At 53.4% G+C, this 23,084-nt stretch carries 20 protein-coding genes and 3 tRNA genes; 9 read left to right on the forward strand and 14 right to left on the reverse strand.

Annotated elements, in window-relative coordinates:
* Positions 1 to 4: 4 nt before the first annotated feature.
* From H8S11_RS12790 to H8S11_RS12800, 3 genes are all read right to left on the reverse strand, one after another.
* Complete coding sequence (locus H8S11_RS12790; RefSeq protein WP_147573426.1) at positions 5 to 1,657, reverse strand: ABC transporter permease; 1,653 nt, start codon at positions 1,655 to 1,657, stop codon at positions 5 to 7.
* 18 nt (positions 1,658 to 1,675) lie between these two features.
* A complete protein-coding gene (locus tag H8S11_RS12795; protein WP_147573425.1) occupies positions 1,676 to 2,794 on the reverse strand; it encodes an ABC transporter ATP-binding protein in 1,119 nt (372 codons plus the stop codon).
* Between the two features lie 74 nt (positions 2,795 to 2,868).
* Positions 2,869 to 4,122, reverse strand: a complete 1,254-nt coding sequence (locus tag H8S11_RS12800) for a sn-glycerol-1-phosphate dehydrogenase (protein WP_186853395.1) — start codon at positions 4,120 to 4,122, stop codon at positions 2,869 to 2,871.
* A 220-nt stretch (positions 4,123 to 4,342) separates the two neighbouring features.
* Between H8S11_RS12800 and H8S11_RS12805 the strand changes: the two genes are divergently transcribed.
* Positions 4,343 to 5,098, forward strand: a complete 756-nt coding sequence (locus tag H8S11_RS12805) for a DeoR/GlpR family DNA-binding transcription regulator (protein WP_186853396.1) — start codon at positions 4,343 to 4,345, stop codon at positions 5,096 to 5,098.
* 89 nt (positions 5,099 to 5,187) lie between these two features.
* On the opposite strand, the gene H8S11_RS12810 is transcribed toward H8S11_RS12805, so the two are convergent.
* The gene (locus H8S11_RS12810) at positions 5,188 to 5,949 is read right to left on the reverse strand and encodes a DeoR/GlpR family DNA-binding transcription regulator (protein ID WP_186853397.1); all 762 of its coding nucleotides are present in this window, start codon (positions 5,947 to 5,949) and stop codon (positions 5,188 to 5,190) included.
* Positions 5,950 to 6,080: 131 nt separating this feature from the next.
* Here H8S11_RS12810 and H8S11_RS12815 point away from each other — a divergent pair, with 131 nt between their 5' ends.
* The 3 genes from H8S11_RS12815 (at position 6,081) to H8S11_RS12825 (ending at position 10,379) form a co-directional block, all read left to right on the forward strand.
* Positions 6,081 to 6,803, forward strand: a complete 723-nt coding sequence (locus tag H8S11_RS12815; protein WP_366461181.1) for an HAD family hydrolase — start codon at positions 6,081 to 6,083, stop codon at positions 6,801 to 6,803.
* A gap of 23 nt (positions 6,804 to 6,826) precedes the next feature.
* Positions 6,827 to 8,176, forward strand: coding sequence for a sn-glycerol-1-phosphate dehydrogenase (locus tag H8S11_RS12820; RefSeq protein ID WP_186853398.1), 1,350 nt, complete (start codon positions 6,827 to 6,829; stop codon positions 8,174 to 8,176).
* Between the two features lie 289 nt (positions 8,177 to 8,465).
* Complete coding sequence (locus H8S11_RS12825) at positions 8,466 to 10,379, forward strand: S-layer homology domain-containing protein (RefSeq protein ID WP_186853399.1); 1,914 nt, start codon at positions 8,466 to 8,468, stop codon at positions 10,377 to 10,379.
* Between the two features lie 374 nt (positions 10,380 to 10,753).
* On the opposite strand, the gene H8S11_RS12830 is transcribed toward H8S11_RS12825, so the two are convergent.
* The 8 genes from H8S11_RS12830 to H8S11_RS12865 all read right to left on the reverse strand — a co-directional run bounded on the left by H8S11_RS12830 (position 10,754) and on the right by H8S11_RS12865 (position 17,629).
* Entirely contained in the window at positions 10,754 to 11,356 is a 603-nt protein-coding gene (locus tag H8S11_RS12830) for an IbrB-like domain-containing protein (RefSeq protein ID WP_240286617.1), read from the reverse strand.
* Positions 11,346 to 12,665 carry a phosphoadenosine phosphosulfate reductase gene (locus tag H8S11_RS12835; RefSeq protein ID WP_147573413.1) on the reverse strand — a complete coding sequence of 440 codons (1,320 nt, stop codon included), beginning with the start codon at positions 12,663 to 12,665 and terminating at the stop codon, positions 11,346 to 11,348. Before H8S11_RS12835 ends, H8S11_RS12830 begins: the two co-directional genes overlap by 11 nt.
* 470 nt (positions 12,666 to 13,135) lie before the next feature.
* Positions 13,136 to 14,506: a magnesium transporter gene (mgtE, locus tag H8S11_RS12840; protein WP_147573412.1), complete on the reverse strand. Its 1,371-nt coding sequence runs from the start codon at positions 14,504 to 14,506 to the stop codon at positions 13,136 to 13,138.
* Positions 14,507 to 14,674: 168 nt separating this feature from the next.
* On the reverse strand, positions 14,675 to 14,812 hold the full coding sequence (locus tag H8S11_RS12845) for a hypothetical protein (protein ID WP_186853400.1): 138 nt from the start codon (positions 14,810 to 14,812) through the stop codon (positions 14,675 to 14,677).
* Between the two features lie 272 nt (positions 14,813 to 15,084).
* Positions 15,085 to 16,191: a DUF3048 domain-containing protein gene (locus tag H8S11_RS12850; protein WP_186853401.1), complete on the reverse strand. Its 1,107-nt coding sequence runs from the start codon at positions 16,189 to 16,191 to the stop codon at positions 15,085 to 15,087.
* A 128-nt stretch (positions 16,192 to 16,319) separates the two neighbouring features.
* Positions 16,320 to 16,982: an HAD family hydrolase gene (locus H8S11_RS12855; protein WP_186853402.1), complete on the reverse strand. Its 663-nt coding sequence runs from the start codon at positions 16,980 to 16,982 to the stop codon at positions 16,320 to 16,322.
* A gap of 109 nt (positions 16,983 to 17,091) precedes the next feature.
* Complete coding sequence (locus H8S11_RS12860) at positions 17,092 to 17,415, reverse strand: sigma-70 family RNA polymerase sigma factor (protein ID WP_186853403.1); 324 nt, start codon at positions 17,413 to 17,415, stop codon at positions 17,092 to 17,094.
* On the reverse strand, positions 17,396 to 17,629 hold the full coding sequence (locus H8S11_RS12865) for a hypothetical protein (RefSeq protein ID WP_186853404.1): 234 nt from the start codon (positions 17,627 to 17,629) through the stop codon (positions 17,396 to 17,398). The genes H8S11_RS12860 and H8S11_RS12865 overlap by 20 nt, the downstream gene beginning before the upstream one ends.
* A 323-nt stretch (positions 17,630 to 17,952) precedes the next feature.
* Here H8S11_RS12865 and H8S11_RS12870 point away from each other — a divergent pair.
* Both H8S11_RS12870 and H8S11_RS12875 read left to right on the forward strand, forming a co-directional pair.
* Positions 17,953 to 18,028, forward strand: a tRNA-Thr gene (locus H8S11_RS12870).
* A 9-nt stretch (positions 18,029 to 18,037) separates the two neighbouring features.
* Positions 18,038 to 18,121, forward strand: a tRNA-Tyr gene (locus H8S11_RS12875).
* A gap of 353 nt (positions 18,122 to 18,474) precedes the next feature.
* Here H8S11_RS12875 and H8S11_RS12880 read toward each other — a convergent pair.
* Positions 18,475 to 18,885: a hypothetical protein gene (locus tag H8S11_RS12880; protein WP_147573407.1), complete on the reverse strand. Its 411-nt coding sequence runs from the start codon at positions 18,883 to 18,885 to the stop codon at positions 18,475 to 18,477.
* A 113-nt stretch (positions 18,886 to 18,998) separates the two neighbouring features.
* Positions 18,999 to 20,324: a glucose-6-phosphate isomerase gene (locus H8S11_RS12885; protein ID WP_186853405.1), complete on the reverse strand. Its 1,326-nt coding sequence runs from the start codon at positions 20,322 to 20,324 to the stop codon at positions 18,999 to 19,001.
* Between the two features lie 173 nt (positions 20,325 to 20,497).
* Between H8S11_RS12885 and H8S11_RS12890 the strand changes: the two genes are divergently transcribed.
* From H8S11_RS12890 to H8S11_RS12900, 3 genes are all read left to right on the forward strand, one after another.
* Positions 20,498 to 20,573 (forward strand) — tRNA-Val (locus H8S11_RS12890).
* 394 nt (positions 20,574 to 20,967) lie between these two features.
* Complete coding sequence (locus tag H8S11_RS12895) at positions 20,968 to 21,735, forward strand: LamB/YcsF family protein (RefSeq protein WP_147573405.1); 768 nt, start codon at positions 20,968 to 20,970, stop codon at positions 21,733 to 21,735.
* Between the two features lie 52 nt (positions 21,736 to 21,787).
* Positions 21,788 to 23,062, forward strand: a complete 1,275-nt coding sequence (locus tag H8S11_RS12900; protein WP_186853406.1) for an NRAMP family divalent metal transporter — start codon at positions 21,788 to 21,790, stop codon at positions 23,060 to 23,062.
* The last annotated feature ends 22 nt before the right edge of the window (positions 23,063 to 23,084 follow it).

Here is a 23,084-nt window from a genome sequence, read left to right on the forward strand (position 1 = left end):
GGGGTTAGAGACGGACGTCTTCCGACTTGGTCACAGCCAGATAGATGAGCAGGGAGATGGTGGTGATCAGCGTCAGGATGGCGGCGAAGGCGGCGGCCAGACCGTAGTTGCCTCGGCTGATGGCCACATAGGTGGACATAGTCAGGGTAATGCTCTTCTGGTTATATAGGATGATGGAGGAGGACAGCTCCGTCACAATGGCTACCCAGCTGAGGATGGCGCCGGAGAAGATGCCGTTTGCCATCATGGGGACGGTGATCTTTACGAAGGTCTTGGCCTTGGAGGCGCCTAGGCTGATGGCTGCTTCCTCGATACTCATGGAGATCTGCATCAGCGTGGCCGTTGCTGAACGGATGGTGTAGGGCAGACGGCGGATGACCAGGGCGATGATCATGATGGTCATGGTACCGGTGAGGGCAAAGGGCTTCTTGCCAAAAGCAATCAGCAGGGCCAAGCCAATGACAGCGCCTGGCATAATGTAGGGCAGCATAGACAGAGTATCGATGGTGTTGTTCAGGGCGCTGGAGCGGCGGACCACCAGATAGGCGATGAGCACCGCGATCACGATGATGATGACCAGTGCCAGGATACCCATAACGGTGGTGTTTTTAATAGAGCGGCCCAGCAGCTTCTTGGTGGCGGCCTCGTAGTTGCCCAGAGAGAAGCCGGGCTTGAAGACAGCGCCAGAGCAGTTGCGGAAGGACAGGTAGATAATGTACAGCTGGGGCAGGAAGGCCACAGCCACCAGCACATAGCAGTACAGATGCATCAGGAAACCGGACAGGCCCTTGGCGTCCTTCTTTTCCACGGGGTGCAGGGCGTTCATGGAAAACTTGAAGCGGCTGGTGGCGAACTTCTGAATGCCGAAGACCACAGCGGTGATAATGACCGCAATCATAGCAAGGGCTGCGGCGAAGTTGAAGTTCTGGCCGCCCTCACCCAGGTACTGGTTGTAGATCAGCACGGGGAAGGTCTGGAAGCCCTCGCCCATGAGCATAGGGGTGCCGAAGTCGGCAAAGGCCTGCATGAACACCATCAGGCCGGCGGCTAGGATGGTGGGCATGGACAGAGCCAGCACGATGCGGAACAGACGGCTGACACCAGTGCAGCCCATGTTGGCGGAGGCCTCCATCAAGGTGTTGTCGATATTCTTGAATGCGCCGTTCATATAGATGAACACCAGGGGGAAGAACTTGAGCGACTGGACCAACAAGATACCTTTAAAGCCATAGATGCTTCCAATGTCAATGCCTAGACCAAGCAGGAACTGGGTAATGACGCCGGAACGGCCCAACAACATGATCCAGGAGTAGGCCCCGATGAAGGGGGCGGACATGGAGCACAAGATGGAGATGACAAACAGGGCTTTGGCGCCCTTGATCTTATAAAAGGAGTAAAAATAGGCGATAGGGATGCCCAGGATCAGGGAGACTGCGGTGACGGAGACGGTCACCAGCATACTGTTGACCATGGTGTCTGTGTAGTAGGACTTGCTGAAAAATTTGGTGAACTCCGCCAGGGAGAACTGGCCCTCGGGTGTGATGACTGACTGCTTCAGCAGACCAAACATGGGGTAGACCAGGAAGAGCAGGAAGGTGGCCAGCAGGACCAGAGAGACCACCGTCCATAGCTCAAACTTTTTCTTTTTTACTGTCATACTATGCGCCCTCCTCTGTCAGGATGCAGCGCAGTCGTTGCACACGCCGGTGAGGATATTGGCGGAGCCATCGGCGGTGAACACATTGACTTTTTCTGTGTTTAGCTGCAGCTTAATGTGAGTGCCAGGGCGGATGATGCTGTCGATAGAGGACTCCTGGATGATCTCCACTTCCTCGCCGGAATCCAAATGGACAAAATAGTGTGTGTTCAGGCCGAGGAACACACAGTCATCCACCACTCCGTCAATGCCATCCACAGTGGCATCCTGGGTGAGCAGGAATTCCTCCGGCCGGACGGACATGATCACGTCCTGGTTCTGGCGGTATTGGTCCATCACGTTCTGGATCTCGGCCCGATGCCCCTTCTGCGTAAGCAGATAGGTTCTGCCGCCCTCGACTACCAGCTTGGCGTTCATCACATTGGAGCGGCCAATAAAGGTAGATACGAACAAGTTGGCAGGCCGCTGGTAGATATTCTTGGGCGTTCCGACATGCTGGATAACGCCATCCTTCATGACAGCGATCCGGTCGGAAACGGCCATGGCCTCCTCCTGGTCATGGGTGACGTAAACAGTAGTGATATTGACGCTGTGCTGGATGTTCTTGATGACGGTCCGCATCTCCACCCGGAGCTTGGCGTCCAGATTGGAGAGCGGTTCATCAAAAAGCAGAACGTCGGGCTGGATACACAGGGCACGAGCTAGAGCAACACGCTGCTGCTGTCCGCCAGACAGACGTTCCGGCAGGCGGTCGGCATACTGGTCAATCTGCATCAGCTTCATGAACTCGTCGGTTTTGGAGGCAATTTCAGCTTTTGGGAGCTTTTTGTTCTTCAGACCGAACTCCACATTTTTACGCACAGTCATGTGGGGGAAGATGGCGTAGTTTTGAAACACCATGCCAATGTTGCGTTTAGCGGGATCCAGGTCATTGATGCGTCGATCGCTGAAATAGAAGTCTCCTCCCTCGATGGAGTTAAAACCGGCGATCATCCGAAGCAGGGTGGTTTTACCACAGCCAGAGGGCCCCAGCAGAGTGAAGAATTCTCCCTCCTTGATATCTAGGTTCAGGTCAGGGATTATCACATTCTCCCCGTACTTCTTTAAGGCGTGCTTGATCGAAATGGTCACACTCACAGTACATTCTCCTCTCAAATACACACATGGCCGGCAGGCGGTCTGCTTTTTGTCTGTATCTGCTTTTTTATCTTTTAATGGCGGATTATCCGCCGGACGCGCATAAAAGTGAGCCGGTTCCGGATCAGAGGGGAGGCCTCCAAAATCAGTTCCAGAGCCGCTTCAGGGACGCCCAGGTCAGACAGGGAGGCACTTGCCTTCAGGTCCGTTAAAAACTGATGGATCTGAGCGGCGGGAGGGATTTTCGCAATGATTTGCCGTATCTGAGGCCACTGCTGTATCAGCCGCTCCGGCGTTACCTGGGCCAGACAGTCATGGAGGTTTTCCTCCCGGCAGGCGGAGAAAAGCCTGGGGCCAAACACTTCCATCAGCCGCTCATCTGACACAGGGGCATAGGGCAGCGCCAGTGAGGCGATGTTCTCTATCTGGGATAGGCGCTGATATTCCTGAGCGATGAGAAGCGTGCCGACGCCAACCTTCTCTCCGTGGAGAGCGCTGCTATGAGTGCGCAGGGCCGCTGGCTCCACCTCGATGAAATGGGATACATGGTGTTCCGCTCCAGAGGCAGGGCGGGAGGTGCCAATCATCTGCATGGCAAGTCCGCTCATCAAAAGCCCGTAGACTACCGCCTCGTAAGCGGCGGAGCCGCCGCTGCGCAGGTCGCGGCATCTGGTCCAAATGCTGTCAACAGCATCCTCCATAATTTGATAGATGACTGGGCAAAGCTTTTCTCCAGTGAGGAGATGGGAGATGCGCCAATCAGTCAAAGCAATGAATTTGCCCAGCATATCGCCAATCCCGCTTGCGGTGAGCCACCAGGGGGCGGCGGAGATCACATCAAGATCGGCCACGACAAGGAGCGGTGCCTGACAGGGTATCGTTTTTTTATATCCATGCCAAGTCATGGCCGCCACATTGGAGCAGAAACCATCGCAACTGGCGGCGGTAGGGATAGAAATGAATGGAATACCCCGCTCCGTCGAGCAATAGCGGGTGATATCGTGGACAGTACCCCCGCCAATGGCCAGCATCACTTGAATATCTGGTTCCAGACGAGCTAACACGCTGGCGGTAGAGTTCTCATCGGCATGGAGCCCAGAGGGGGATAGGATGATTTCCTGCTCCGCTCTAGGGTGTATGGAATTTGGGATGGCGCGGTAAGTATTTTCATCGTAGACCGCACAACGCTTTCCAACAACGGGAATGCTGGAAAGAATTTCCTCCAGATGGAAAAGAGCCCCTTCCTGAATGACACATATCTGGGTCGCAAGGAGGTGTTCCCCGCCGCAAGAGCAGGGTCCGCTCAAATGGTTGGCGTCTATTTTCACATTTCAGGACCTCCTGGGTATTCGAACAGAAACGAAAGGGAAACAAGACAAGCGCATTGACTTCAACATTTCCTTTTGTTAATATATAAACAAAAGGGAGGAAAATGGCTCGTGATTTGTACATATTTTATAGCCACTATAATAACTGAAGTGAGCATTTCTGTCAACAGTGTTAATATAGAACAATAAAAAATCATTTTCGCTCATGGAGAAGGGGACTATGCTGAAAGAAGAACGACATCAAAAACTACTAAAGGTCCTGGCAGAGAAGGAATTTGCCACGGTAGAGGAACTGAGCAAAAGCCTTTTGGTTAGTATGCCTACTATCCGGCGTGATCTGACTGAGCTGGCCCGCCGAAAGCTGATCATTCGCAATCACGGCGGAGCTATGCACATTCCGACGGAGAATGTGATAGCTCCGGTGGACTTCCGAAAGAGCGTCAACTACAAGAAAAAGAATCTTTTGGCCCGGGAGGCCGTAAAATTTGCTCTTAACAATATGGTGGTCTTTCTCGACGGTTCCACCACTGCTTCTTATCTGTGCGACTATTTAAAAGGGCGTCCTGATATCATTGTCATTACCAACAGCTTGACGACTGGCGCCCATTTGAAAAGCCTGGGCCTGCGAACCTACTGCCTTGGGGGCGAGGTAATCGGAAGCTCCTCCTCTGTGGGGGGGGCCATGGCCATTGAAACAGCCGCGAACTTTAATATCGACGTAATGTTCTTCTCAGCATCAGGAGTAAATGAGAAGGGAATGATCGTGGATACCTCAGAGAAAGAAACGGAGTTGAGGGCTTTCCTGCTGAAAAACGCGGCGGTCAGCGTGTTTCTATGCGATGGGAGTAAATTTGGCCACTCAGCGGTATATAATATCGCGTCTCTATCAGAGATAGACTATATGATTACCGACAGCCCGGTGCCAGAATCTTATCCTTCCCCCAAAAAGGAAATAATCTTAGTTGAGGAGAAGTGAACAGGCAGAAGGGCGGATCAAGCGCGTTTTGAGACAAAAAAGGCGGTGGAGCTGGAACACCTGTCCGGGTGATCCGCTCCGCCGCCTGTTTATGTTCCGTCCTGAGAGGCGACCAGGATGCCCCGACGGGGCAATGGGTAGGCGGGGGGGAGCGGGGAATCGGTGACCATATAGTCCACCTGATCTAAAGAAGCGACCCGAAAAATGGATCCCTTGCCAAATTTGCTCCCATCACACAAAAAGACGCTTGTGATCGGCCGGCGAAGAAGGTGGCGGCGCAGAAGCGTTTCCTCCTCAGAGGGATCAACAATGGCCCCTTTGGGCTCTACACCATAACAGGAGAAAAAAAGCATATCAATATGAAAGCGGTCCAAAGAGTCATAGGATATCTTGCCCCCGGCCGCAGTAGAACTGCCAAAAAAGCGGCCGCCAGTATAATAGGTTCGGATCCCCCTCTGTGTAAGTTGTACCGCGGCGGAAACCCCGTTTGTGAGTACAGTCAGATCCAAACTGGGACTGAAGCAGTCAATGAGATAGCCAGTGGTGGAGGAGGCGTCCAAAAAGAGAAAGGTATGTGGGCGGACTAGCTCCATGGCCCGGTGGGCGATGGCGGCTTTGGCCTTGGCGTGGATGGTCCGGCGGATATCCAGCGGCATACTGGTCCTGTCAGCGGAGATGCGCATTGCCCCGCCATTGCCACGGATAATCAACATCTGTTCTTCCAGCTCCCTTAAGTCTCGATAGACCGTGGGGGGACTGATAAAGAAGTGGCGGCTCAGGGTATCTACGGTGACAAAGCTGTGGTCATTTAAGAAATCCAGGATGTTTAGCAGCCGGTCCTTTCTCGACATAATCATTTCCTCTTGAACATTTGTGATTGTTTTTGCTTTTTTGCGCCGGTCATTGACAAAAATGCACAATAGTGTATAGTTTCAGTATAAATGAAATAACAGAAAAATGCAAGCGGATGGGAGGAGAAAAAGTGGGGAAAAGGATCCAGATGATCGCCTTTGATATGGACGGTACGATAACGCAGCACAAATGCCCTTTAGGGGAGGAGAATAAAAAAGTGCTGGATCGTCTAGCCAAGCTCTATCGGCTGCTAATTGTGGGGGCCGGTTCAGGCTCCAGGATTTTTCGACAGATGGGCGGCTATCCCATTGATATCCTGGCCAATTACGGGATGCAGGAATGGGAATACTGTCAGGAACGAGGAGAGATGGAGGTAGTCCGGAACATATCGGTGCGCTGTGACCGGGAGTCGGTTGACCGGCGAATGGACCAGCTGCGTCGACAGTTTGGTTACATGAACTATGCGGGGGAATCGGTGGAGTACCATCCTTCTGGATGTGTCACCCTCCCACTGCTTGGAACTGAAGCGGACAGCAGGGAAAAGCTGTCCTTTGACCCGGACCGGAGCCGCCGCCGAGCCATCTACCCCTATGTGAAGGAACTGTTCTTGGACTATACAGTGTATGTGGGTGGATCCTCCTCCTTTGACTTGGCTCCCCGGCCATACAGTAAATATTATGCCTTAGACCGCTACTGTGAGGAGCGGGGGCTGTCTCATGACCAAGTGGTCTATGTGGGGGATGACTACGGCCCTGGTGGCAATGACGAGAGCATATACCGCTCTGACTTTACATTTTATACTATCGACGACTACCGCCAGCTGGGGACGGTGCTCAATGAATTTTTGAGATAAAGGCGAAAAAGGAGAATCGAGAAATGGAATTATATCATACTCCTCATGGGCTGAACGACTATTTGAATCGGACATTTACCTGTCCCTGTGGAAAGACCCACAGCGCTCCCTTAAAGTATGTAAGTGTGAGGAAGGATGCCCTTTCGGACCTGCCGAAATTTGTAAAGGAATTGGGGTTCCACAGTCTTTATCTGGTCAGTGACCACATCACCTATGGGATCGCTGGCCAAAAATGCATGGATATCCTGGCTCGGGCGGGTATCCGGGCTGAGATCATCCAACTGACCCATTTGGAGTTTGACGAGGCTACCCTGGGGGAGTTGGTCATTCATATGCCCCAGGACTGTGATCTGGTGGTGGCCGTAGGCACCGGAACCATTAACGATATGACCCGGTATTTCAGCTTTAAGCTAGGGAGGCCCTTCTTTACTGTTGCCACAGCGGCCCCTATGGATGGATTCGCGTCCAGCATAGCGGCCATCCATGTGAACCATCTAAAGACCACCTTCCAGGCACAGACCCCGCTTGCGGTCATTGGGGACACAGAGATTTTGAAAAATGCCCCCTATCCAATGATAGCGGCCGGACTGGGTGATCTGCTTGGAAAATGTACCTGCCTGTGTGACTGGCGGCTGTCCCATATCATTACGGGGGAGCATCAGTGTGAGCGGATCATGGAGCTGGTGGAGAAGTGCGTCCAGGACCTGCTTCCGGTGGCTGGTCGGGCTAAGGAACGGGACCCAAAGGTGTTGGGAGATATCATGGAGGGGCTTGTCTTAACCGGTGTGGCTATGAGCTTGTACGGCAATTCCAGACCTGCCTCCGGCTGTGAGCACCATATGTCTCATTATTGGGAAACCATCCTGGAGCAGCGGGGCCAGCGGCCAGCTCCCCATGGAGCTCAGGTAGGCGTAGGTACTGTTCTGGTCCTGAAAGCGGTGGAACTGCTGCTGGAGCGGAAGGTGGATTTTGATGCCGCCCGCAGGGCGGCGGAGGCATATGACCCGGTCAAGTGGCGCGAGGAGATCCAGAGAGCCTACGGCCCTGCCGCCCCTGGAGTGATTGAGATGGAAGAAGAGGCGGGTAAGAATGCCTCCGCCGGCCGGCTAGCGCGCATCGATACCATGGAGCGCCGCTGGAGCGAGATCTCGGCCCTGCTTCGGACCTTACCCACTTCCGACTATGTGGCGGACCTGCTGTCCGGCTTGGGGGCGCCCTGCCGGCCGGAGGGAATTGGCATCGACCGGAAGCTGTTGAAGGATACATTCCTCTACTGCAAAGAAATAAGGGCTAGATATACGATTCTTCAGATGATGTGGGATCTGGACCTGTTGGACTCTATCTCTGATCAGGTGATCGAAGAGATCGGGTGAGCAGGGAATAGAAGGGCACACAAATAATTTGCCCTAGATTTAACACAACGGAACTTTCTTCAGCTGGGTAGTTGTTGTATTGTGAAACAGGGTGAGAGAGGAGGTGCGGAAAGCGTCTCCGCCAAAATGGCGGGGGCGACCCAAAGTAAAAAAGAAGCCGGCAGTTACCCAACCGCTGAAGGAAAAACGACGATGTCGGACTGACAGACGGTTATATAAGAAATTTTTGAATGATGGAGGGACAAACGTGAAAAAGAAGTATCATACCCAAAACTTGTGGAGGCGCGTCATGGCTCGCGTCATGGCATTGGCACTGGTAGTTGGCCTGTTTCCGGCAGGGATGGCCCAATCAGCGTCGGCCGTTGAACTGCCAGAAGACGAGATCAAAGAGATGTGGGAAATCGCCCTGGAAAATGGCTATACCCACTATGATACCATCGACCTGTGCGGTGGCAACTCCCATATGCAGGGAATTTGTGTGGATGACAAGATGGAATACATGTATTTCTCCTATACCAGTGCGCTGGCCAAGGTAGACATGAAGACTGGCAAGGTGGTCGGTTCCGTAGGTGGCTTCGGCGAGGGAAGCTTCGGTACCCCTGGCGGCGCCCACTTGGGCTGTCTGGCCTACTATGACGGTAAGATTTACGGTTCTTTAGAATATAAAGAGCCAGGAGCAAAATTCTTTATTGCCGTCTTTGACGAGGATGCCATTACTGAAGTAGGCATGGATATGAAGGAGATGGATACCGGCGTGTACGGCATCCTACTGGAGGAGCCAACCTCTGACTTCCGTGATCCTCTGAACGATGTCGTCAGCGGCGCGAACGGCTTTGCGGTTAATGAGGAGAAGGCGGGGCATAAATTTGGCTGCTCCGGCATCGACGGCGTTACCTTCGCCCCCATGCCCGGCAGCGATGACGACAAGATGTACCTCTTTGTAGCTTATGGCGTATATGGCAACAATGACTACTGGAAGGGCCGTTATGATAACAATTACAATGTTCTCCAAGTCTATGACCCCGAAGATTTTGACCAGCCATATAACGAGTCAAAGGGAACCGGAGACTCTGTACTCCGCCGCTTTACCTATGAGCGGGGACTGAGTACTGATTATGAGGAGAGCGAAGTGCTCACAGCCACCGATACCCTTTATGCCTGGACTGGAACTACTAGCTACGGTGCCCAGAATATGGAGTACGATAAAGACACAGGCGATATTGTCCTTTATACCTATGCGCCCCAGCAGGAATGGAGCAAGGGCCACACCCTCTATGTGATCGACGGCAGCAAGGTCCCCGTGGAGCGGGAGATCGAGGTGGGACAGAGCAACACAAACTCTGACCAGGATGCCCATGACGCCGCTGTGGCCAAGGCCGAGGAGTATAAGGTGGACGGCAAATATCCCATCGGTAAGCATGGAGTGCTTAAGTGTATCTGCGGCAACGATTGTCAACCTACTGTCTGCGGCGACACCGGCATCACCGCTATGGTCTGTGGCGGAGCACTGCCTGAAACCGCTACCTACGGTATCGCCTCCATCGGTGGTGGATATTATTATATCGTAGATGGCGCCACGACTGCCAGCCTGTTTAAGCGGGATGATAACTATAACTTCACCCGGGTCACTCTGGACCGACCTATCAATGCATTCAACGATATCGTTGAGGGAGACTGGTATTACAAGGCTGTGGATTATGCGCTGACCGAGGGTATTATGTCCGGTACTAGCACAGACACCTTTGCGCCAAACGCCACCCTGACCCGTGCCATGGTGGCCCAGATGCTGTACAGCCTGGAGGGCAAGCCCGCGGCCGGCAGGGCTGACTTCGCTGACGTGGCGGAGGGCGCCTGGTACGCTGACGCCATTTCCTGGGCGGCTGGTGAGGGCATCGTGTCCGGCTATGGCGACACCTTCGGTCCCAACGATCCCATTACACGGGAACAACTGGCCCTGATCCTATACGGCTATGCCCAGATGAAAGAGTATGACACCACCCAGGGCGGTATGTCCATCCGGGAGTTTAGCGACTACACCTCCATCTCCGGCTGGGCGCTGGAAGGTCTGGACTGGGCGGTGAACGCCGGTCTGCTGTCCGGCAAGGGGAACAACACCCTGGTGCCTACCGCCGGGGCCACCCGTGCCGAGGTAGCACAAATCTTTATGATGTTCTGTCAGGAAGTGGCGAAGCAATCAAAATAAAGCAGAGAACAGTGGGGGCCCAGGGACGAGATACGTCCCTGGGCCCCTACTATTAATAGATACTTTGGAAGATGGCCGACGGTTCAAAATTAATCTTATGAAAGACTCCATAAAACAGAAGTAATAATTTTAGAAACTTATCCTATTTTTAGATGTTATGGTATTGCATACATCTACAAGCGCGGGAAGCTGCCATGGAAAACAAGAAAGCAGTGGTGGGGGCAAGATCCGCAAGAGGGAAGATGGATGCTTGGAATACCAATCAATATACTGCGGGCTATACCCAGAAGCAGAAGGCACACAAGACAACTTGAATACCGGTGCGTAAAAATAGGACCATTACGTTGGTGCGTTCCGTGTGAAGGAAAAAAGTTTCACACTGGCTGCTTTTCGTTGTTCTCTGACAGGGCGGGTACAGTTGGTCTATTCTCTGGAGACAATGACTCCTCATCTTCGTCCACAGGTCGCCACGCCTGACCGAAGTGTACGTCTCGGAACAGAGCGGCAAGACCTGTGATTTGCTTGAGCCGCAGGATCTCGTCCCGATCCATACCTAAGTGGCGGGCGATCCAGGCATCTGACCGCCCCAACTCGTGTAGCTCTTTGATAATATTGCTCATCAGGTCCACGTTATGAGAACCTCTGGCTCGGTTGTGACGTATCGTGCTGGCCATTCGATTAGACAGCGGCTTATCAATCACGGCTACGGGCAACATCCCGTGTTCCCGCTCATAAATGTCCCGGTGCTCCTTCATAATACGCCAGCGATGGAACCCATCCACGATAGCGTACAAGTCCTGTTTTTTGGAATAATAGCAGACGATAGGCTGGGTATAGCCATCCTCCAAAATACTAAGGTAGAGAAGTTTCATTTCCGGCGGAGCGACGCTGTTGGGATTGTATGTATTGGGGACAATCTTTTCAAAGGGCACAGCGATAATATGGTATGCTGGGCTAGAAAATCCATCAATTATCATCCATGATCCCCCCATATTTTCGTTTGATCAGGTCGATACGTTTCTGCTCCTGGCGGGTCAGCCCGAAGCCCATAAAGCGACAGGTATGGTCATTTTTTAGGATGCAGTAACACATCCTCTTCCAACTGGGTATATCCTTGGTGCTTTTAATATCATCTGTATGGTCCGGAATGGGCCCGGCAAAGATAACACGGGACTTCTTGTCCAATGTATAGTTGGACACGCCATTTCTTTGAATCTGATACCCGTGTTCCTCAAGCTCCCGGATGGTTTCTTCAGATAGGCCACCCCCTGTTTCACGCCAGAATCGGATAGAGGTCTTAAATTTTTTGACATAGTTGTTCCGAAGCCGACTTGGCAGGGTATCCAATAAAAATAGAGTATAGGACTTCCATGTATGGCCCTCAGGAAGAGAGATATTGCGGTAACCCATGGCCTTGGTGCGGCTGTAGATAGCGCCAAAATTGGCACCTCTAACCCGACCTACCAACTTAGTCCAGATCTCTGGATCAATTACCCGGTACAGGTTCAGCGCATCCTTGGAGTAGTCGTTGAAAGGAGAAGCTACACGCATCTGGTCGATTTTCAGCCCCGCCTGATAATAAAGGTCGTAAAGTCGATTATAGTCGTAGCCGAAACGAGCGTTGGCCACCCATACATCGCTATTGGTCCAGTCGTAAAGCGGGGAAGCGCACCATACATCCTTGAACTGCTTGGATATCCAGCACTCGCCCTTATATCCGTATTTTTTATTGAGGAAGGCACTATACCGCTGCAGGGATTCGCTGGCTCGCATTCCCAACAGGCAGACCGTTTTTCCACCCCCTTGCTGCTCTTTGTAAAAGCGGCCAAACTGTTTAGCCAGGTCTTCCTGATGCATCCGATAGCGGTAGTGGTTAAAGGGCCGCTCCATGTTGATTACATAGGGGTAGTTTGGCATAGGCCGCACCCAAAGCTCAGGGTGCCTATCATCCCAAGGATACCAGAACATCTCGTAGCTAGAAAGGGCGGTACGGGTGGCCATAGGAAGACAGACCCAGTAGGGGGCTACTTCCGGCAGCAGCCGCTCGAAGGTCCGTGTGACATACTCGGTCGTTACGGTATACTGGGCTTCAAAATCCTGGTGGAACAGGCCAATGACCCGGTGCGGATAATGAGCGCGTTTATAGTCCATCAGCAGATTTAGCAGCAGGCCGCTGTCCTTGCCACCGCTGAAGGAAACATAGATGTTCTCAAATTCCTGAAACAGATAATCAAACCGGTCCTGAACAGCGTCGTAGACGGACCGATCCAGGTATTCTCGCTTCATATCAATCTCTCTATCTAACAATATGACAACATTACTGATACTGTGGGAAGCGGGTACCTATGGAATCTCCTAACTGAAAGCGGCGAAATCCATAGACATGGACGAAAAGCGGACTGTCCTGCTGAAAAAGGGTTCCTTTTTTTGGAGTAATTTCCTATATATTGTATCACATCCAAAATTTTCTTCAATACCATATCCGTGTGAGGAGAGAGATCCTGCGGACAAAATATATTTTCCGATAGGAGTCCTGTAAAAAATGTCCTTTCCAATTTATAACAAAAAGAAAATAAGCGGATAAATAATACAGTTCGTATAGAAAGCGGGCGGTCCAAAGCATTCCATAATCGCGGTTGAAGACACAAACCATGAAGGGAAAGATAAAGATGATTTTGCGCCGTTATCTATCTCAAAGTCAGGACAATAAAAAGGCAGCCGCAAGCCAGACTGGCCTGCGGCTGCCTTACTGCGCTTTATATGCCCAGCACATGAGTAGCGATAGCAAAATAGATGAGCAGGGATAGAGCGTCCACGATGGTGGTTATAAAAGGCGCAGCCATGACTGCTGGGTCGATGCCGACTTTCTCGGCGGCCATAGGCAGAGTACAGCCTACTATTTTGGCGCAAACCACGGTCAACATCAGAGTCAGACAGACTACCAGAGCCACCAGAGGGGTGACCTCTGGATTGTGCATAAGCCAGCGGTCCACCACCATCATTTTAATGAAATTGGCGCCCCCCAGACAGACGCCGCACAGCACGGCCACCCGGATCTCTTTCCACAAAACGGCGAGCACATCGGAAAACTCCACCTCGTCCAGGGACAGGGCACGGATTACCGCCACCGAGGACTGAGAGCCGGAGTTGCCCCCGGTGCCAGACAGCATGGGGATAAAAGAAGTGAGGATCACGCAGGCGTTCAAGGCTGATTCAAAGCTGGTGATGATGATGCCAGTGAAGGTGGCGGACAGCATCAACAGCATAAGCCATGGAATGCGGGATTTCCAGGTCTCAAAGACGCCGGTACGAAGATAGGGCTTGTCAGAGGGCAGAATGGCCGCCATCTTTTCGAAGTCCTCAGTGGTCTCCTCCTCAATGACGTCCATGGCGTCGTCAACGGTGATGATGCCCACCAGGCGGTCTTCGCCATCCACCACGGGCAGGGCGGTCAGACCATATTTGGAGAACATCTGGGCGACGTCCTCTTTATCCTCATGGGTGGTCACGGAGAGGACATTGGTTTCCATAATATCGCCAATACGGGTTTCATAGGCGGACAAGAGCATAGTCTTGACGGTGACTACGCCGAGCAGGACACGGTTCTGGGTAACATAGCAGGTATACACAGTCTCCTTGTCCAGTCCGACACGGCGGATGCGGGCAAAGGACTGCTCCACTGTGGCGTCTGGATGGAGGTATACGAACTCTGTGGTCATAATGGAACCGGCGGAGTCCTTGGGATAATTGAGAAGCTGATTGATCTGGCTGCGGGTAGAGGTGTCGGTATTCCGCAGAATACGGGACACCACATTAGCGGGCATATCCTCAATGATATCTACCGTGTCGTCCAGAAACAGCTCGTCCAGCACCTCCCGAAGCTCCTTATCGCTGAGGGCGCCAATCAGTTTCTCTTGGTCTTCGGTATTCTCCAGATAGGTGAAGACCTCCGCGGCTAAGTCTTTGGGCAGAAGGCGAAAGACCAGGATCTCCTGTTCTACATCCAGTTCATCCAAAAACTCGGCGATGTCTACCTCATTCATCTGGCCCAGGGCTTCTTTCAACTGGCGAAACTTTTTTTGGCGGACCAGTTCCATCAGCAGCTCCAAGTCATAGTTTTCGTGCATATGGCTCTCCCCTTTCCGAATTTATGTGAAAGTGGGGCACAAAAAACCACAGGCCAGAGGTCATTTTGAAACTGACAGATAGGGGAGAAGCCCCTTTATCATCTTCAAAATGATCTCAGCGCCTGTGGCTGCGCACGGACAGACCAAAGCCAGAACCGTAAGGCCTGGCTAAACATTGTTCCGGCGGCGGACCAGCATCCGGATCAACCCGGCCAAGCCCGCCGCCTGCTGTCTGTGGCAGCATATCTCTGTGTCCTGATGGCGACTTCGACCGTCCACGCTGGATCCCACTTCCTTTCCGCACAAAAACTCCCTCCCAATACCATTTGGGAGAGGATCAAACGACATCAGTCAAACATGACCGCCATTTTTGTTTCATTATACCATTGTACGCACATCCTTTGCAAGCGGTCGCCAGGGAATTTTCCTTTGAAGATACCGGAAAACAGGAAATTATCTATTCCATAAAAGGGCCGTCCGACAGATCGCCGCCGGACGGCCCTGGATTGCAGACCTATCATGGCTGCCGGCATGGGAGCCCCCCTCTTTTGGTGCCACTCCAAAACCGAACAGAGAGGTCAGCCCCAACTGACCTCGGCCGATGTGTCTACCAGATTGATATAGCTGGTCCCGACGCCCAGGCTTACCGGGGCCCCGGACTGGTCTAAGAAAGACAAGCAGTCATTTCGGCTGTCCCGCTGCCAGGTAATCTCATAGAGCATACCGTCCCGGAGGAGGAGACCTTCCCCATTGCCGGTGGTGCGTACCTTCATCCGGCCCGCGGAGTCGCCATTGATCTGGGCTACGTCAGTGTACAGCACAAGCACGTTTTGGAAGCCAACCTCCTGGCCGGTGCTGCCATCGACATATGGTATATCCTTGCCGTTGATATGCTGCTCCACCATATACAGGCCGCTGTCAGAATTGTAGGTGAAGTGGCCCGTCTTATAATGGGAGAAGGGAACGGTCAGCCAAGTCGCATGCTGCTGATCGCCGGCGGGGGCCTCCTTGGAGAAACTCCAGCCCACCTGGAAGTCCTGGTCGTGTTCCCGCTCGATGCGCTTGGGCAGCTGATCCAGCATTTTCTCGCTGGAGGTGAGCAGGGAGTGCTCCAGGCCGGTAGTCTTTCGCCGGCCTGGGTCCCGCCAGCACATATCGCCATAGGGCCCGTTGACAAAGTCAATGTAGGACATCCCCCAGCCCTGAAGGGCGTCATAGGCCTGGGGACTGCCGCCGGCATGGACGTAGATAGCGTCGTGCCCGCAGGCCAGACTGACGTAATAGTCCCGGGCTGAACGGACGCTGCCCAGGTCGCCCACCCCCTCTATATCCTGGAACACGGCCAGCATCCGAGTGATACCGCCCTCAGCTACAATCTCATAGATCACGTCGGCCTGGGATACGCCGAGTTGTGGCAGAGCCTTTGACAAATTGTTGAGCATGACCGCGAAGGGCCGCTGCCCGCTGATATCCTCCTCCAGCCCCTCTCCGGTGAGGGGATTATGATAGGGATAGACGGGTTCCGGTTCTGGATTTATCGGGGCGATGACGGAGACAGAAGGCTCCTGGGAGGATATCTCTCCTCCAGAACCGCTGCCTGGGTCCTCTGCCGTCTTTCCACAGGATGTCAGAGCGGCGGACAACGCGGCCGCCAGCAGGAGCGCGCCCATACGTTTCACAGTCATAGCTGGTCCCCCTTGCGTTTTTGTATATATCGCTGTGCTTATCATACTGTTTTTTCAGCGGTGCTGTCAACCCTGTCTATAAACAAAAGGGGCGGGAGTGTCCTGCCCATGCCGCCGTCCCCACAGGATCATCTGGCCTGTTTTCTAAGCCAATCCAGTAGCTCTGACAAGTCCGGAGCGATATGGACATGGGGAAAGGGGAAAAAATCCTGCCTTGGGGTGGTCCCGTTGAGGACTGCCGAAAAATGGCATCCGGCCCGCTGGGCCGCCTCCGCGTCCAGAACGGTGTCCCCACAGTATAGCACCTGGGAGGCCGAGACTTCCAATTGCTCCATAGCAAGCAGAAGCCCCTCGGGGTCCGGCTTACTGTTGGAGACATCGTCGCCGCCGAGTACCACCTCAAACTGGTTTGCCACACCCCTGTGCTCCAGAATGCCCCGCAGAGTGTCCGCCCGCTTGGTGCTGACGACGGCTCTCTTGACGCCCTTCTGACCCAGCCAGCGGAGCAGTTCTGTGGCGCCGGGCAGCAGGACAGCTTCTTCCCTCTGGCGGGCCTGAGCTGCCTGGGTGAAATAGGCGCGGAACTGCTCGCGGTGAATCGGGTCACGATCCCCGGTGAGCTTGGTATAGGACTCCTCCAGAGGATAGCCAACAGTCCGACGGATCTCATCCGCGTCGGGGGCGGGCCAGCCGAGCTGGTCCAGGCCGTAGGCAAAGCCTGCCAGAATAGAGGGGGTAGCATCTCCCAGAGTGTAGTCAAAATCAAAAAATATGGCTTGATACGGCACCATTGTTACCCTTCTTTCCCATTTAGTCAGCCTGTCCCCTAGAGGCATGAGGCCCCAGACAGGAGATCACAATTATAACACAGGCGGCCGCGGAGCCACAAGAGGGCGGCCCTTACTCCTGGTCCATGCTTTTCAAATAGGCCTCCGCCCCATAGCGCAGGCAGCGTTGGAGCCGCCGCTCTCCCCGCTTGATGGTCCGGGAAATAGTGGATTTGTCCACCCCCAGCCGCTCACCGATCTCCCGCATATTCAGCCCCTCGGCGTAATACAGCAGGAGGACCTGCCGCTGCTTGGCGGTCACGTCCTCTTTCAGGGCACGGATCAGATTGCGCTTGAGGCGGCTGACCTCCTGGCTGTTGTCCGCCGCCATCTGCCGGGTATACACCGCCATGTCAGCGGCGTATACCTTGCCCCTCCTATATCGTGTATTTGGCATTCCGGCGGTACCCCCTGTCATAGTAGCGTTCGGTAAGGACGGCCAGCTCTCTGGCCTCCCGAAGCATGGTGGCCAGCAGCTTGATCCGCTCCTGAAGCTGGTTGCGGGCGTCCGGGTCCTCCGTCCGTTCCAGCCAGCACTCCAGTTGGCAGATCCTTAGGTCCAGGGACCGAGCATGGGCCCGGTATTCGACAGACAGTTCCATCAGCGTCATGTGATCTCCTCCTCTTTTTCCAGCCTGGCCCAGCAAAGGCGGCAGATCCATCTGCCGCGCCACTGCCAGACTCTGTCCCAATGGTATTGCTCCCCGCCGCACAGAGCGCACAGGCAGCGTGCCCTCTCCTGCTGGCGGTCCTCCAGCGGGGGACGCAGCCGCCGGTTTGGGGAATATGTCGTGGCCCTCTCCTCCTCATATCCAGGTCCGGTAGTCTTTGGAGCAAAGAAACGGCCGCCCTGGAAAAGTTTTTTTGAAATCTGCTTGACAAGTGACGGTTCCTTTGGTAAAATACCACTTGCTGCTGGACAGAAACCTGAGATGCTGGTGTAGCTCAGCTGGTAGAGCAGCTGATTTGTAATCAGCAGGTCGGGGGTTCGAATCCGTCCACCAGCTCCAATTTCATATGGAGGAGTTCCCGAGTGGCCAAAGGGGGCAGACTGTAAATCTGTTGCGTTAGCTTCGGTGGTTCGAATCCACCCTCCTCCACCAAGCCGGAGCAAACGGTCATATCGTTTGCTCCGACTTTTTTATAAAAAGTCAGAGCGCGTTCATTTTGCTGCTCCTCCTTTCCAAAACGGACCCGCTTCGTTGGGACTCGATTTTGCTGGCCGCCCCATGGGCGGCCTTTTGTGTATAAAATATGGCGCCCGACCGTCCTTTCCAGCTTGATAAGAGCAATCCGAAATAGAACATATGTTCTATTTCTGACATAGGATACTCCTTTTTTCTTCTGGTGTCAACTATTTCCTCCCATATTTTTGTGTGGAAAAGGCCGGAAAAAGGGACCTTCGAAAATAAAAGCGCCCCGCGGGGAAAACCCGCGGGGCGCTGCCTGTCCGAACTCAGAAATATTTTTTGACGCCGTCAGGAGCCAAATCAGCATCATCGCTGATGGTGATGGTGAATTTGATATTATGCTGCTCACCAAACTTATTCAGCCAATCCAGGAAATTCTCGGTCTCATTGTCGCACTCGCCGCCTGCGATCTTGGTCAGACTGTCGATAAAGATATGGGTGATGTCATAGTTGCTGGCGTACATACCGCTGATAAAGCCCTTCAAAGCAGTATAGCTGCCGATATCATAGTCGCTGGCTTCCACCAGACGAATGTGGTAATGGATATCCAGGGTCAGCTTGTTGCCTTTCTCGATGCAGATCACATTGCCATGCTCGGTCTGAGCGGCGGCATTGATCATCTCGATCATCTGCTTGGTCTTGCCGGAGCCCTTCTTGCCCATGATAACTCGAATCATGTGTATCACTCCTTAAACGAATTGACGTGGGGAACCTCCCCGTTCTTGTATAACACTTTACCATATCACGCCCAGTTTTTCAACCGGATTATCGTGAATTTTTTGTGACAAGCTTAGAGCCGCATCTCCAACTGGGCTTTCAAGTCCTCATAACCGGGCTTGCCTAAAAGAGCAAACATATTCTTTTTATATGCCTCCACACCGGGCTGGTCAAAGGGGTTGACCTCTAGCAGATGACCGGACAGGCCGCACACATACTCGAAGAAATAGATGAGATATCCCACCGAGGCCTCACCAATGGCGGGCAGTTCGATCAGCACATTGGGGACGCCGCCGTCTACATGGGCCAGGATAGTGCCTCGCATAGCCTGCTCCGCCACAAAGGAGAGGGGCTTTCCAGACAGGAAATTGAGGCCGTCCACGTTGTCCGGATCGTTGGGGATGATGAATTGCCCCTTGGGGGCAAACTTAACTACAGTTTCAAACATGAGCCGCTCTCCCTCCTGGATATATTGGCCCATGGAGTGGAGGTCGGCAGTAAATTCTACGCTGGCAGGGAAGAGGCCTTTGCCCTCCTTGCCCTCACTCTCTCCGTACAGCTGCTTCCACCACTCGGCAAAGAAGCGGAAGGGAGGCTCGTAGCAGGCTAGTAGCTCTACCTTCTTTCCGGCCTGATACAGGCCGTGCCGGGCGGCGGCGTACTGCCAGGCGGGGTTTTCTGGCCCACCCGCGGAGAGCTCCTCCATAGCCAGACGGGCGCCGCCCATCAGGGCGTCGATGTCGATACCGGCGGCGGCGATGGGCAGCAGACCCACGGCGGTAAGGACAGAATACCGGCCTCCCACCGCGTCGGGTACAACGAACTCCTCATATCCTTCCGCGTCGGCCAGCCCCTTCAGGGCGCCGCGGCGGGCATCTGTAGTGGCATAGATACGCCCACGGGCTCCCTCTTTGCCGTATTTCTCCTCCAGCATGGCTTTGAAGATACGGAAGGCCACAGCTGGTTCCGTGGTAGTACCAGACTTAGAGATGACGTTGACAGAAAAGTCCCGGTCACCGATGAGGGCGATGAGCTCCAGCAAGCTGTCAGTAGACAGTCCATTGCCAGCAAAGTAAATATCGGGCGTGTCCTTTTTCTTCAGATTATAGTTGGGAGAGGCCAATAGCTCAATGACGGCCCGGGCGCCCAGATAGGAACCACCGATCCCGATGACCACCAGTACCTGGGACTGTTGCTGGATCTTCCGCGCGGCGGCCTTGATGCGGGCAAATTCCTCTTTATCATAGTCCCGGGGCAGGTCCACCCAGCCGGTAAATTCGCCGCCAGGTCCGCTGTGGCTGGACAACATGGAGGCAGCTTTTTCAAGCTTGGCCTGCCGACTGGTCACATAGTCCTGTGGCAGGAAGGGGGATACCTTGGATAGGTCCAATTTCAACATATCGTATTCCTCCTGTGAGAAAATGAGATCCTACAAAACAAATTATACCACAGCTCGTCTCCTTTTTACAGAGAATTTTCCCGGTACCGGGATACCAAAAAAAGATTTGTGGAAATTCTTTGGAAATAGGTTGACAAGGAGGGGAACAGCAGTTATAATAATCTTCGCTGTCTGGACGATTAGCTCAGCTGGTAGAGCATCCGCTTGACGTGCGGGAGGTCACAGGTTCAAGTCCTGTATCGTCCACCAACAAGAAGCCCTGGAACCATAAAATGGTGCCAGGGCTTCTTTGCGTCTGTTAAAAAGTAGTATGCCTTACCATAACTTTATTGGCCAGCTATGGGCCCCCATGACTGCATATGTTAAGATGAAGATGATACAATTTTTTGAATGGTGTCCATATCTTGACTACGATTCGTTTTTAAGTGAATTCACTATTTTTCTAATATAATTGGGTAAAGAATTTAAGAAAAAGTTAAAAGAAAAGAGCGGATGATGAAACACTGATCGAGACAGACGCCCTGCCTAAATTGTGCCCTTGGACAATAAAACGAGATTAGTTTAAATTCATCATTTTTAGCTCTTGCTTATATGCTGGCTTTGTGCTAAATTTATATATATTAAGAAAAAAGGAGGTATGTTTATGTGCAAAGTAGATCTGAACAGCGACTTGGGCGAGAGTTTCGGTGCCTATACCATTGGCCTGGACAGCGAGGTTATCCAGTATGTATCCTCTGCTAATGTGGCCTGTGGCTATCACGCCGGCGATCCTCTAGTGATGGACAAGACGGTGGCCGCCGCCAAATCTGCTGGCGTGGCGGTAGGCGCGCATCCCGGCTACCCCGATCTTATGGGCTTTGGCCGCCGGAACATGGTGTGTTCTCCCAAAGAGGTCAAAGCGTACATCCAGTATCAGTTGGGCGCGCTGATGGCGTTCACTGCGGCCCACGGAGTAAAGTTGCAGCACTGCAAGCCTCATGGCTCCTTGTACAATATGGCTGCCAAGGATATGGATCTGTCCTTGGCCATTGCTGAGGCCATCGTTGAGGTGGACAAAAATATCATTCTCATGGGGCTGGCGGGAAGCAAGATGCTGGAGGCTGGAAGGCAGATGGGCCTACGGGTAGCCAGTGAGGTTTTCGCCGACCGAGCCTATCAGGCGGACGGCTCCCTAGTACCCCGGAAACAGCCTGGCGCGGTGATCCATGACAAGGACGAGGCCATTGCCCGCACCATCCGCATGGTTACCGAGGGCAAGGTCACCGCCATCACCGGCGAGGAGGTATCCATTGACGCCCACTCTATCTGCGTCCACGGTGACAACCCCTCTGCGGTGGAATTTGTCAAGAACATCCGGGCCTCCCTCAGCGCCCAGGGGGTGGAGATTGCCCCCATTGCTGAGATTGTGTGACCGAGTGTATGAGGAGAGAAATCCCTAAATTTCATATCATGGGAGGTACATTATGAGTAAGGAGCCTAACATCCTGAATCAGTCCTCGGCAAAACCCAGCCGATCGGTGCTCTTCGGTGCCGCCTTCCTGATGGCCACCTCGGCCATTGGCCCCGGCTTCCTAACCCAGACGTCCACCTTTACCGCCCAGCACGGAGCGGCTTTAGCCCTAGTCATTGTGCTGGCTATTGTCATGGATATCACCGCCCAGATGAACATTTGGTCTGTGGTTTCTGTCTCCCAAATGCGCGCCCAGGATGTAGCTAACAAGCTGCTGCCTGGTTTGGGCGTGGTCATCGCCATTTTGGTGGCCATCGGCGGTTTGGCTTTCAACGTAGGCAACGTAGGCGGTGTGGCCTTGGGATTCAACGCCATGATCGGTTTGGACCAGAAGGTAGGGGCCGTTGTTGCGGGCTGTTTGGGGATCATCATTTTTATCAATAAAAATGCCAAAACTATCATGGATAAGGTAGCCACGATTCTAGCTGCTGTTATCCTTGTCACTGTTCTGGTGGTGGCCATCATCTCTCAGCCCCCCATGGACCAGGTTGCCCATGGGCTGACACGTGTGGACTATTTGTTTAATCCGGATAACAAGATGTTTACTGCGCTGACCACTCTATTGGGCGGATCCTGTGGCGGTTACATCGCGTTCTCAGGCGCGCACCGCCTGCTGGACGCTGGTATCTCTGGCCCGGAGAACGTGGGCCATGTACGTAAAAGTGTGATCCAAGGCTGTGGCACCTCTGGCATCGTGAGGATTCTGCTGTTCCTGGCGGTATTAGGCACCTGCATGGAGGGTTCCCAGTGGCTGGCGGAAAACGCTAAAATTATTACTGACGCTGCCAGTGGCGGCAATCCCGCTGCCGAGGCATTTCGCCTGGCCGCCGGTGACTTTGGTTACCGCTTATTTGGTCTGTGCCTATTCTCCGCCGGCGTGTCCTCTGTGGTGGGCGCGGCATATACCTCAGTCTCGTTCCTGAAAACCCTGCACCCCTTCATCGCTAAATATGAGCGGCAATTTGTGGTGGGCTTTATTGCCTTCTCCACCCTGATGATGGTGATTGTGGGCAATGCCGCTGGGCTTTTGATTGTCGCCGGCGCCTTTAATGGCCTGATTCTGCCTATTACTTTGGGTGTCATGCTTATCGCCAGCCGCAGCAAGCGTATTGTGGGTGAGGAGTACAAACACCCCATGCCGCTGATCGTGCTGGGCGTAGTAGTGGTGGCTGTCTCCTTGTACTCTGGTATACAGACTGTTCCCAATATTTTGCAGCTATTTGGCTAAGAGGATAACAGATATCCGGAAA

Origin of the sequence: Flintibacter hominis, from assembly GCF_014287965.1 — a bacterium.
Lineage (GTDB): Bacteria > Bacillota > Clostridia > Oscillospirales > Oscillospiraceae > Lawsonibacter > Lawsonibacter aceti.